Origin of the sequence: Methanosarcina siciliae T4/M (assembly GCF_000970085.1) — an archaeon.
GTDB classification, from domain to species: Archaea; Halobacteriota; Methanosarcinia; order Methanosarcinales; family Methanosarcinaceae; genus Methanosarcina; species Methanosarcina siciliae.
Genome location: NZ_CP009506.1, coordinates 2,235,566 through 2,248,474, shown reverse-complemented (window position 1 = coordinate 2,248,474; position 12,909 = coordinate 2,235,566). Strand labels below are relative to the sequence as shown.

Sequence of the window (12,909 nt, the reverse complement as noted above, 5' to 3'; positions counted from 1 at the left end):
GTAACTGTTCAGGGTACAAACGGCGTTCCCTTAAGCGTCGCTATAATAGCCTTTAAAACGGGCAACCCGTTCTTTCTAATTGTAGAAATCTACGCTCTAATCCTGCAGAAAGTTTGCACTCCTTGTGTTTTCTAAAAGTTCCTTATATTTTCTGCTGCAGTTTCATCATCCTGATATCTCTTTCTGCTTGATCATTCTCAAACGGAACTTTCAAATTTTTCAAAGCTTCCTCGCATCAATTAAAGATATATATTTTGAAAGTTCACCCATAATAAAGGGATAAAATAAATGGTAAACACACTCTCCCACCTCGGAGTCGGCCTTCTGATCGCTCTGGCTCTCGGATATAAAGGAAGAAAACGAGAAATTCTGGCATTTCTGGCAATTCTGCCTGACCTGGACTTCATCCCGTACATCCTCTTTGCCCTTGTCAGCGACAGCGTAAGCCATGAAACCCGAAACCAGCTTTTTTACCTGCTGGGCCACAGGGAGTTCATGCATTCCATCCTTTTCATTGCTCTGGTTACACTTTTAATCTGGCTTATAACAAAAGACCGCAGGTTCACCGCCGCCGGGTTTGCAGCTATTTTCCTCCACAGCTACCTTGATTATGCCACCAGCTGGAAAATGCGCCCCCTCTACCCGTTCAGCACCGAGACATCAATCATGGGAGCCGTCTACTTTTTCGACCCCCTGGCAAACCTTCTTCCCCTGGTGCCCGTCTTTATCGTACTTGTCGGACATATGAAAAGAAATGGCAGATGGAACGGGAGGTTCAACAACTTCTGTACCTTTGTCACCGAAAACCGGAGCAAATTCTATACAACGCTTCTGGTCGTGCTCCTGGTCTGGATCACAGTCCTGCCGGTTGCAAAAATATTTCTCGTGAAACATATTTCCGACACCGAGGGGGCAAAAATCAGCTACCAGGAAACTTACCCTTCCTCACCCGGAAAGTTCCTTACCGCATATTCCTATAACGCCACCCACTACAAGATTCTGGAAGTCAGCTACTGGGCAGGGATCGAAAGAAGCGATTATATCGAAAAAATAAACGTGACCGGCGACGTCCCCGATGCTGCTGCCTACGCCGAAAGAGCCGAAAAACTCTACAGCACAGCCGTCCCTCAGGAAATCGATTATCCTGTCTACAGCGTCTCGGAAGAAAACGGTTCGGTAACTGTCTTGCTGAGTGATGCGAGAAACCCGTATGTTGAAATGTGGGCGTATTTTGATACGGTTTACAGGTTCGTTTTTGATACGGAGAGCGGGGAGTATGAGGCGTATGCAAGCGTACAGGGGGAAGAGGAGGAAGAGAAATTAGGGGAGAATTATTTTGGGTGAGATTTAGGTATTCGATTTTATTCCAGATAGCAATCAGTTTAAAGCTACTTGATCAGGAATAATGGTAAATACCACTGCAGTGGCAAAAGAAGCTGACTAATTTATTCAGCTTAAACTGGTTTTAGATTTAAAATCTTTTGTTTTTGTCTTTTTCGCACTTCACCGCCTGCTCTGCAGGCGTATGGCCGCCCTGTTTTTAAGAAACATCGAAGCTCAAACCGGTCTGGATTACGAAAATCTTGCAATAATTGACGGGCGATAAGAAGTCATATTTCATTTTTAAAGATTTCATTGCCATTCTCGACCTTGAGAGATACCTCAGGGGAAATGAAATCGTTATCATCTCGGGGATCAGGCGATGTGGGAAGAGTTCACTTTTGAAGTTGATAGCCGGGCAGCTTGAGGGGGTTAAGTTTTATGTGGACTTTGATGACATCCGGCTTGCAAACTTCGAAGTTAAGAATTTTCAGGATTTGCAGGACCTCGTAACTGAGCTTTACAGGGAGGAACTTGACAAAAGCGAAACAGGGCAAGTGTATTATTTTTTAGATGAGATACAGAACGTGCCGCTCTGGGAAAGATGGTTTAACAACCTTTACAAGGAAAGCAAAAAGGTATTTGCCACAGGCTCGAATTCCCAGCTCCTCAGTTCGGAAATATCTACATTTTTGACCGGAAGAAACAAAGTGCTCAGGCTTTTTCCTTTCTCCTTTAAGGAGTTCCTGCGCCTGAAGGGAATCGAGATTACAGGAGAAGAAATTGAAGCCGGACTTCTTACCAGCTCCGGGAAAGCTGAGATATTCAGTTATTTTCTGGAATACTTCGAAAGCGGAGGCTTTCCGCTTGTCCTGAAAAGCGGGGACCTTGAACTTTCCAGAGGATATTTTGAGGATATCCTGACCAAAGACGTTCTGGTCCGCTACAATATAAAGGAGGGAAAAGTTCTTAAGGACCTTGCCCTGTTCCTGCTTTCTAACGTGGGGAGGGCGCATTCTTACCCCACATTGAGAAACATAACCGGGATAAAGAGTTTAAGCACGATCAAAAACTATATTGATTACTTCCGGAATGTGTTTTTGCTCTACCAGGTTCCCAGGTTTGACTACTCACTGAAAAAGCAGAAGGTGTCGTCTTCAAAGATATATACCGTTGACAACAGTTTTCTGAAGACGGTGGTGTTCAATTTTTCCGAAAACAAAGGACAGAGGCTTGAGAACCTGGTCTTTGTCGAACTGTTGAGAAGAGAAAAAGAACCGTACTACCATTCCGAAAAAAAGGAATGCGATTTTGTGCTGAGGGAAGGACTGCGGGTTAGCGAGGCAATTCAGGTTTCAGTGAACCTTAACAATCCTGAAACAAAGAAGAGGGAAATTGAAGGATTAAAAGAGGCAATGGAAGCTTATAAACTTGACAGCGGGCTTATCCTGACGCTTGAAGAGGAAGGCACATTGGATGCAGGAGGGAGAGAAATAGTCGTGAAACCGGTATGGAAATGGTTCCTCGAATGAAAAGTTTGTTTAGTGTCTCTTGAAACTTCTCGAATGGGGGCTATCCAAGTGAGGTTGGCTAAACAAGCGTTTTGCTCCGCAGGTGTATGGTTACCCTGTATTTAAGAAGAATCAAAACTCAAAACGGCCCTGAATTCAGAAAATCCTGTAAAACAAACCGGCACCCGACCTGTTCAAAAATCGATTCAAAAAAAGAGACCCTGCAAAAATAAGTTTCCCTCCTGGCTCCCCTCCGGATTGAAAGCCTGCCGCCGGAAATTTTCATGCAATTTGTTACTCAGCGGAAGCTGATTGATTTTTAGAAGAAATAGATCTTGAGATCTCGAATCGGAGAGGCTATCTAAGTGTGCCTGTCAAATCGGCCTTAATTACGAAATTCATGCAAAAATTTACGTGTGCATGTGCGAAAAAACGTGATTATGCAGGGTCATTCGGGTCATTCATTACTATATCCCAGTTTTGCATTAATCGCCTCGGCTTTTGCAAGGTATTTCGCAGCTTCTTCGGATTTGCCCATATTCTCAAGTACACTTGAATATGTTTCAAATATCATGGAAGAACGGGCAAGGTAATTAAAGTCCTCGGGATCGGTTTCAAGCAGTTTTGCATTGAGGTTCATTGCTTTTTCGAGGGCTTCCTTTGCTTTTTCCAGATCCGTTTGGGCTAAGAATGTGATTCCCATCTGGTGGAATGTGCCTTCAAGAACAGTTAAATAATTCAGATTTTCGGGGTTTTTTTCGTGCAATTTTTCGCGGATTGCAAGGGAACGTTTGAATTCTTCAATCGCCTCCTCATACATTTCGTTCTCTCTGAAAGAAATACCCATCTTTTCAGCGATTTCGGCAATCAGTTCCTTATCTTCCATTATTTCCGGTTTGACAGCATAAAGTTTATTCTCTGCTTTTTTAGCGAGCTCAAGGTATTCCTTGACAATGCCGTTTTCTTTTCCCCGGGATTCTTCATCGAGCTTAATTCTTGATCCGAGGAGATAAATGCCGGTGACAAACCTTTGCAGGAATAACGGATAGTCAGAGGATTCTTCCAATATTTTTTCATGAATGTCGAGAGCCAGCCTGTGATAACGGGCTTCCTGCTCAATATCCCCTCTTTCGGAATGAAGGAGTGCAAGGTTAGTGTATGTGACCGCGAGGTCTTCTTTATATTCCCTTTCTTCGGGGTTCAGGTCAAGCATACGCTGCTGGACTGCAAGTAATTTGCTGTACATCTCGGATGCCTTTTCATGCTCTTCCTGATTTTTGAATAATTGAATAAAGTTGTTGAGTACCTTTTTGAGCACTGAATAATGTATATCCATTTCCGCTTCCAGCCCGAAATTGTTTTCAAGCACTGACAGAGCATCCTCAAAATATTTCCGTGCTTTTTCGGGTTTTTCATCAAGATAGAGTTTTCCTATAGCAGCCTGTACCTCAGCCTTATATGTTTTATAGTCCAGGGCATCGGGCTCTGTTTCCAGAAGGCTTTCGTAGATTTCGATTTCTTTTTCGTAGTAATCCTTTGCTTTTTCAGTTTCCCCGTGTTCTGCAAAGAGGTCTCCGAGTTCTTCATATGTATCGGAAATTTCAATTATGGGATTCAGGTCTTCGGGATCTTCATCATGCAGGTTCCGGAAAACATCCAGTTTGTCTTTGTAGCAGAGTTCTGCAGCCTCGAATTCCCCTATTTTTGAAAAACGGTCCCCCAGGTCATCCAGATACATTGCAATTTTTTTGTTGTGTGCAAATTCTGAAGGGTGGTTTATTATCAGGTCCCGGTAAATTTCCCTGGCTTTTGTGTAATTCGCGATTGACTTTTCAAGATCTTCTCTATTGGAAAACGCAATGCCATAGCTTTCATGAATATTGGCTAAAGAAACTGCATACGCATAGTCCTCGGGAAATTCTTTATAGCCTTTATCCATCAATTCCACAGCTTCCTCGTAATACCGTTCTGCCTTTTCCAAAGTTTCCATATCGGAATACAGGCTCCCAAGGTAGCTGTAAGTATAGCTCAGGTAATATTCGGCCATGCTGTTTTCAGGGTCTCTCTCAATCATTTTCCTGTAAATTCCTGCTGCTCTGAGGTAATTTTCTTCGGCTTCCTTCAGGTGTCCGTAATTCCGGAAAAAATACCCGTAAAGTTCGATGTCCTCATCAAAATCGCCGAGAAAATCCGTCTCTCCAGACCCAAGCTCGAAGAGTTTTTCGTAGATGTCTATTTTTTTGTCAAAGAGCTTCACCGTCTCGTCCATCAACTCCCCGACTTGATAACACAACCCCATACTTCCAATAATCTCCAGGAAGCCGGAAAGATATTCCTGATTTTCAGGGTCTGATTTTACCAGTTCTTCAAATGCCCGGACCACTTTCTCAAACTGCTTTTTCATCGGTCTCAGCAGCTCTTTAGCTCTTTCCTCATCAATAAGCTCGTCAAATGAACTCCCTATCTCTTCAATCGTATTGCTTATGAATTTTTGATAGTTCTTTTTCCCCGGCTCTTCCGAAAAAAGCGGCTCGATGATTTTTAGGGCTTCCCCATAAAATTCCAGAGCTTCCTCAGGATCTCTAGCCTTACTTATTGCGTATCCCTTCAAAAATAAGGTATGGAAAGAAATTTCAGGGTCTTTTTCTTTTTTCATTATTTTATCGACATCTTTCAAGCTCTCAAGAGCCCTGTCATACTCTCCATTCTCAATGAAAGTGGCTGCTTTGCCAAATAAACGATTTGCAGAATCCTGAAGTCGTCTTGATACCATAATTACAGTTATTGTCCTTATACATGATTAATACTAACGGACCTGATACTACAAAACACGGTCAAAAGTCAGATTCCATTTTTAAGCTTTACATTTCTATTTCACCGTTATTTATATATATAAGTAAAATTCCAGCGAAAGCTTATATAATTTCAAAAAGTAAGTCACAGGGTTTAGTTACTGAAAAAGCATTAGCAGAAGAATTTACTGAATACAGGTAAAAATCTAACTCAAATGATCAGAATTACGTATAATATATTCCACGCAACTTATATAATTATGAGTAATATATCTGGTATACTCATTTTTGTTGAGATCGGGAAACCTGTCTCAAAAAAATGAGTATGTAAACAGGAAAACTGGGTGTAGGGGTAGCTTGCGGAGAGAATCGTAAGCGATGACAAACTTGTCGTTTTATCGGATTTGATCGTAACTAGCCCCATTACACAGAAGTAATTGGAAGAATAATACCTTCCGCCTCCCTTCCAGACTGGGATCCAGATGCCGGATATCCATCCCCAATAGGTCATTCCGGCAGGAAGTTCGAGTGAAGGAGCTTTTCCTTCACTCATTTCTATTATTTATCTCTCTCATCATTCATTCTTCTTTGCCGGCCTCGAATTCAGATTTTTCACTTTCTGCTTTTCCGGCTTTGAGGTCCGTGAGTCTCAGCTGTTTTTGACCCTCATCTTCTGCTTTGATACGGGCCATCCCGACGACCTTGTCTCCGGATTTCATGTTCATGATCCTTACGCCCTGTGTGTTTCTTCCCTGGATTGAGATATCTTTTGCCGGGATGCGGATGATTATGCCTTCTGCGCTTGTGAACATGAGTTCGTCGTCTTCAGCTACGGATTTTACATTGGAGACTGAGCCGTTCCTGAGATTTGTGACAATTGTAATCACACCTTTTCCGCCGCGGCGGTGGGCCGGGTACTGGGAATATTCTGTCCTTTTACCGAAGCCGTTTTCAGTCACAGTAAGGAGGGTTGTAGTCTCATCGACCAGGTCAAGGCTGACCACTTCGTCGCCGGGACCGTCAAGAGTCATGCCGCGGACACCTCTTGCGGTTCTCCCCATAGGGCGGACGTCTCCTTCGGAGAAACGGATGGATTTGCCTTTCTTTGAGACCATCACAATTTCCTGTTTTCCGTCAGTAAGGAGAACTTTGACAAGCTCGTCGCCTTCATCCAGGCTGACTGCGATTATGCCGGCTTTCCTCGGGTTCCGGAACTCGGATAGTGGGGTCTTTTTGATCGTCCCTGCCCTTGTTGCCATAAGAAGGTATCTGTCTTCGGCAAACTCTTTTACAGGGATCATTGCATTGACCATTTCACCTTCCCGCAGCTCAAGCAGGTTTACTATGGCTTTGCCTCTCGACTGGCGGGAGCCTTCGGGGATTTCATAGACCTTCTGCCAGTAGAGCCTTCCCCTGTTTGTAAAGAAGAGGATATAGTTGTGAGTTGAGGAAATGAAGAGGTTTTCCACAAAGTCTTCCTCCTTCATTTCCATGCCAATAATACCTCTGCCTCCGCGGCGTTGCATGGAATAGGTGTCAAGAGGAAGACGTTTTATGTAACCGCTGTTTGTAATCGTGACCACAACGTCTTCTTCCGGGATCAGGTCTTCATCGGTCACTTCTTCCGTGTAATGTATGATCTTTGTCCTGCGGGCATCTCCGTACTTATTCTTGAGTTCAAGGAGTTCGGCCCTGATAATCTCGTACTTGAGTTCATCGCTTTCAAGGATCTTTTTGAGTTCGGCGATCAATTTTATGAGGCTTTCCAGTTCCTCAAGGATTTTCCGGGTCTCAAGCCCGGTAAGGCGCTGCAGGCGCATGTCCAGAATAGCCTTTGCCTGCACTTCGTCAAGGGAAAAATTATCCACCAGGCCCTGCTTAGCTTCGTCAGCGTTTGCAGAACCCTTGATAAGGGCAACCACTGCGTCTATGTTATCAAGGGAAATCCTCAACCCTTCAAGAATGTGGGCTCTTTCTTCGCCCTTCTTCAGGTCGTAGAGCGTCCGCTTCTGGATTATTTCCATCCGGTACTCAAGGTAGATCTCCAGAAGCTGTTTCAGGTTCAGCTCCTTGGGCTTTCCGTCCACAAGGGCAAGGTTGATAACCCCGAAAGTAGTTTCCATCTGGGTGTGCTTGTAAAGCTGGTTTAAGATAACCCTGGCGTTTGTGCCCTTTGAAAGCTCGATTACGACCCTTATTCCATCCCTGTCGGATTCGTCCCGCAGATCGGAAATTCCGACAATTACCTTTTCCCTGACAAGCTGGGCGATGTTTTCAATCATTCTGGCCTTGTTCACCTGGTAGGGAAGTTCGGTAACTACAATCTGCTGCCTATCTTTTTTAAGCTCCTGGATTTCGGTAACCGCCCTTATCTTTACAGGCCCTCTGCCTGTCATGTATGCAGACCTTATGCCTGCTGTCCCCAGGATATGAGCTCCTGTGGGAAAGTCCGGCCCCTTTACCACGTTCATCAGTCCCGAAATCGTGGTTTCCGGGTTTTCAATAAGCATAAGGGTCCCGTCAATGACCTCACTTATATTGTGGGGCGCCATGTTCGTTGCCATTCCTACGGCAATTCCGGTTGACCCGTTGATAAGGAGATTCGGGAGCTTTGCAGGAAGGACTTCCGGTTCTTCGAGGGACCCGTCATAGTTAGGCCTGAACGGAACGGTCTCCTTTTCAATGTCAGCTAGCATCTCCTCTGCAATCCTATCCATGCGGACTTCGGTATATCGCATGGCTGCAGCCTCGTCCCCATCAATGGACCCGAAGTTTCCCTGCCCATCGATCAGAGGATAGCGAAGTGAGAAGTCCTGCACCATCCTCACGATACTGTCATAGACAGCAGCGTCTCCGTGAGGGTGGTATTTACCAAGCACGTCACCCACCACACGGGCTGACTTCTTATAGGGTTTGTCGTGAGTAATCCCGGATTCCTTCATTGAAAAAAGGATCCTGCGGTGGACCGGCTTTAAGCCGTCTCTTGCATCGGGAAGTGCCCTTCCGACGATGACGCTCATTGCATAATTAATGTAAGAGCGCTTCATTTCATCGTCAATAAGAATAGCTGTAACTCCATTATCATCGGGTTCAGACCCTTCGTCTCCAGGTTCATCCGAAGAAGGATCGGATAACGCCAATTCGATTTTCTTGCCGGGCTCTTCGCGAATAAGGGTAGCCTGATAAGATTTTTTTATTTCAACTTCTGATTCTTTTTCTTCTTTGTATTTTGCCATTTTCAGCCACCTCAGATGTCCAGATCCACGACCTCTTTTGCGTGAGTTTCAATGAAGTTTCTGCGAGGCTCGACCTCATCTCCCATCAGGACGCGGAAGATTTCGTCAGCGCGGATCGCATCTTCCAGAGTAACCTGCAAAAGTGTGCGGCTCTCAGGGTTCATGGTGGTTTCCCAGAGCTGCTCCGGGTTCATTTCTCCAAGACCTTTGTAGCGTTGGATGGCAAGTCCTTTTTCCCCGAGTTCTTTTTTCTTTACTTCAAGTTCCCTGTCCGAGTGTATATAGTACTCAGATTTGCCTTTCTTTATGCGGTAGAGCGGAGGCTGGGCGATATATACGTATCCGGCGTCGATCAGGGGCCTCATATAGCGGAAGAACAGAGTAAGAAGAAGAGTCCTGATGTGCGCTCCATCCACATCAGCATCAGTCATGAGGATGACTTTATGATAGCGAGCACTTTCCAGAGTGAAGTCCTCACTGACTCCGGTCCCGAGGGCAGTAATAAGAGAGACGACCTCGTTGTTTTTCAGGATCTTCGCAAGTCTGGATTTCTCCACATTCAAGATCTTGCCCCTGAGGGGTAATATTGCCTGAAAACCCCTGTCCCTGCCCTGTTTTGCCGAACCTCCTGCCGAATTACCTTCTACGATGTAAATCTCGCAGACTGAAGGGTCTTTTTCCGAGCAATCTGCAAGTTTTCCGGGCAGGGTGCTGACCTCGAGCGCGCTCTTTCGGCGGGTAAGTTCCCTTGCCTTTTTTGCAGCCTCCCGGGCTCTCTGGGCGAGGAGGGCTTTTTCAAGGATAACGTTTGCGACCTTCGGGTTTTCCTCAAAGTATTCCGCAAGCCCGTCCGTTACAAGGGAGTCAACTATTCCCTTGACATCACTGTTTCCGAGCCTTGTCTTGGTCTGCCCCTCAAACTGAGGTTCCATAAGCTTGACACTGATGATTGCAGTCAGCCCTTCCCTTACATCGTCTCCGGTCAGCTTTGTGTCTTCTTTGGAGAGCTTGTTGGCTTTTATGTAATCATTTGCAACCCTTGTAAGGGCACTCTTGAAACCTATTATATGGGTCCCGCCCTCATGGGTATTGATGTTGTTTGCAAAAGAGTACACGTTTTCAGTATAGCTGTTCGTGTACTGCATTGCAATTTCTACAACCATGTCATCTCTTTGCCGTTCGAAATAAATCGGCTTATCGTGAAGGGGCTGCTTTTTCTTGTTCAGGTACTCCACGAATTCGACAATTCCGCCGCTATAAGTGAAAGTGTCAGCCTGCCCGTCGGGGCTTCTTAAGTCATTCAGGCTGATTGTGAGGCCCCTGTTAAGGAAAGCCAGCTCTCTAAGCCTGTTTGAGAGAATATCGTACTGGAAATCCGTGGTTTCAAAAATTCTTGCATCGGGTTTGAAAGTGGTTTTTGTGCCTGCAAGGTCCGAAGTTCCTATTTCCCGAACATCTGACTCCGGCTTTCCGCGAATGTAACGCTGGGAGTACTTTTTTCCATCTCTGCTTACTTCTACTTCAGTCCATTCCGAAAGGGCATTTACTACCGAGACACCTACCCCATGCAGTCCTCCGGAGACCTTGTAGGTATCCTTGTCGAATTTTCCTCCCGCGTGCAGAATCGTCATCACGACCTCAAGGGCTGATTTTTTGTGCACCGGATGGGGGTCGATAGGGATACCCCTCCCATTGTCAATTACCGTCACGCTTCCATCGGGATTGATCGTGACATCGACCCTTGTACAGAAGCCTGCAAGAGCTTCATCAATACTGTTGTCTACAACCTCGTAGACTAAGTGGTGGAGCCCGCGGCCATCTGTGCTCCCTATATACATGCTCGGGCGTTTTCGGACAGCTTCAAGGCCCTCGAGTACCTGGATATGTGAAGCGTCATAAACCTGTTCATCACTCATCGTGGTTTATTCTCCATAAAAATCTGATAAAGTTATTTATTTTAAATCTCATAACATATTATACATTTTTTAAAATTCGAAGGGAAACTCGGTTCGAAATCGAACTTTAGAAGTCGTATCAATTCTCTGAAATTTTGCTTTTTATTAGAAAATTTTTATATATAATTTTTATGTTTCTACGGTAAGCCAGATTCAATATGCGTTCATACATTTTAAGCCTTTAGATCTACAGCATATTTAGCCTGATTTTTCTGCCCAGAATCTCTCGAAAAAGGTAATTTTTAGCATAATTTTGTACCCGAAAATGCCCTTTTCAGAGCAATTTATTAAGATGTTCTTGGTTGAAATAAATATTTGCTGTCTCACAGAGAAAAATTTGCTTACCTCAGGGCAATCAGAGAGTGACTCGCGGCATTTTAGAAGTTTGAGAAGCATTACTGAGACATAGTTCTTTGTGCCTGAAATTATCAAGCATTAAAAAGATCGTGATCCTTAAAGGTAACTATTGAATGCATAAATAACTGAAATGTGCAAAACATAACTGGGAAACATAAATTTTCATCCCGTACCATTCTGCAAATCGGGAGCTTTCCACCAGGAGACAGTTGATACTTTGAGCCTCAAACTTACGGACGTCGCTCGGATTGGACTTTAATTTCCGGAAGCAAACACCGATTCCAGCCGGCACAAAGCCCAGGACAAAACAAACTGAAAGATCACTGAGGCTCCATGTTAAAAATATCAACCGATTAACTCCGGACTGCTGTAATCAGCTACCATTTTTAGAACAGCTTGCTGTAATTCTGCTAGCGTGGGTTTAAGGCATGGGATTCGGACTTCAACTTTTATCCACTACCAGCATTCACTACCAGCAGTCTTTTCAAATCATTTATAATCCTGGCAGGAGTATTCGACAGGAATAGTCGGTTCTCTCTTATCCGAGCTCAGATATCTTTCAGGTATTATTCAGTTTCCGGTACTACTTTGTACTAATTTGTTCACCCGATTACTCTCAGACCATGCCCAGTTCTTTCAGCCGGTTAGGAAGATAGACCTCGGTTACGAAGTCCAGACCCTTTCCTGCGAAAGCCTGCTGTTCGGCCTTCTTGCCGATATTGAGCTGGAGCTGGATCTGCTCTTTCCAGTATTCGGATTCAAAGCGGGGGTCGGAAAGTTCGCTCCGAAGCGCACTTATGTCCTGCTCGGTGAGCTTGTCGGTTGAAAGTTCGTATTCTACAATATCCGAAGGTTGAAGCCCAAGGAATTTGGCAGCGGGGGTTGCCATGAATTCCGAGAGGTGAGCGCTTTTTATAGCCCCGTAGGCAACCGAGGCATAGATCCTGTAAGACCAAGGGTCACCGTCGGTAAAGACTGCTACGGGAATCTCCAACTCCTCGTTCATACGCTTGATTATTCTGCGGGTTGACCGTGCAGGCTGGCCCTTCAGGTGGACAAGAATTGCATTATAAGCCTCATCAAACCCGTTTTCCATTAAACGGGCATACATACCACCGGTTTCTATGGCAATAATCATGCTTGCGTCGTGATTCTTAAACTCAATATTTTCCACATTGAAGGGGATCTGGTACCCACCTTCTCCCACATCCTTCTGGCAGTGGATATTCCGCGTGCCCCGTTTGGTCAGTTCCGAGATCTCAATAGGCCCGAACATAGTAGCCCCGTCTTCTTCAGGGCGCATGTGGAAATACTCCCTCTGGAGGCTGGTCAGGAGTTCGAGGTCTTCGATCAGGCGGTCGCTTTCAGCCTGTTCCTTGAATTTGGCATAGTCCCAGCCTTCGGAGATGTAATAAAGTTCTCGAAGCGTTGAACCGCGGTTCTGGGAAAGGTGTTCGTTTATGAGGAAGTCTGTCGCATATGTGGTCTTCAGGAGCTGGAACGCCCCTTTTACGGTCTTTGCGCTCCTCTCACTTTCCCGTCCCCCGTAGACCCAAACATCACTCTCATCGGAATATTCTATATTTGCCTTGGTCCGGCTGGGGAGGCTGACACTCGGGATAACCTCCTCTTCAAACTGGTTGTAGATCTTTCCTGCAAGCTCAAGGAGCCTTTCCTTTGCCAGGAGATCTCCCTGCATTTTTTTGCTGTTTGCTTCGTTATTTACGTCTCCTGCCAT

The 12,909-nt window shown here is 45.1% G+C and carries 7 protein-coding genes and 1 pseudogene; 2 read left to right on the top strand and 6 right to left on the bottom strand.

Annotation, left to right across the window (positions count from 1 at the left end; all coding sequences use genetic code 11):
* Positions 1-8: 8 nt before the first annotated feature.
* Positions 9-223 (bottom strand): annotated as a pseudogene (locus tag MSSIT_RS21965) (IS66 family transposase); the annotation flags it as partial.
* A 65-nt stretch (positions 224-288) separates the two neighbouring features.
* On the opposite strand from MSSIT_RS21965, the gene MSSIT_RS09535 reads away from it, so the two are divergent.
* Together MSSIT_RS09535 and MSSIT_RS09530 are read left to right on the top strand one after the other, a co-directional pair.
* Positions 289-1,344, top strand: a complete 1,056-nt coding sequence (locus tag MSSIT_RS09535; protein WP_048171945.1) for a metal-dependent hydrolase — start codon at positions 289-291, stop codon at positions 1,342-1,344.
* A gap of 248 nt (positions 1,345-1,592) precedes the next feature.
* On the top strand, positions 1,593-2,852 hold the full coding sequence (locus MSSIT_RS09530; protein ID WP_048171943.1) for an ATP-binding protein: 1,260 nt from the start codon (positions 1,593-1,595) through the stop codon (positions 2,850-2,852).
* Between the two features lie 436 nt (positions 2,853-3,288).
* Here MSSIT_RS09530 and MSSIT_RS09525 read toward each other — a convergent pair whose 3' ends face one another.
* The 5 genes from MSSIT_RS09525 to MSSIT_RS09505 form a co-directional block, all read right to left on the bottom strand.
* Complete coding sequence (locus tag MSSIT_RS09525) at positions 3,289-5,604, bottom strand: tetratricopeptide repeat protein (protein ID WP_048171940.1); 2,316 nt, start codon at positions 5,602-5,604, stop codon at positions 3,289-3,291.
* Between the two features lie 269 nt (positions 5,605-5,873).
* Positions 5,874-6,176, bottom strand: a complete 303-nt coding sequence (locus MSSIT_RS09520; RefSeq protein ID WP_048171938.1) for a hypothetical protein — start codon at positions 6,174-6,176, stop codon at positions 5,874-5,876.
* A 25-nt stretch (positions 6,177-6,201) separates the two neighbouring features.
* On the bottom strand, positions 6,202-8,859 hold the full coding sequence (gyrA, locus tag MSSIT_RS09515) for a DNA gyrase subunit A (RefSeq protein WP_231590495.1): 2,658 nt from the start codon (positions 8,857-8,859) through the stop codon (positions 6,202-6,204).
* Between the two features lie 11 nt (positions 8,860-8,870).
* Entirely contained in the window at positions 8,871-10,775 is a 1,905-nt protein-coding gene (gene gyrB, locus MSSIT_RS09510) for a DNA topoisomerase (ATP-hydrolyzing) subunit B (protein ID WP_048171936.1), read from the bottom strand.
* Between the two features lie 1,012 nt (positions 10,776-11,787).
* Positions 11,788-12,909, bottom strand: a complete 1,122-nt coding sequence (locus MSSIT_RS09505) for a DNA topoisomerase IV subunit A (protein WP_048171934.1) — start codon at positions 12,907-12,909, stop codon at positions 11,788-11,790.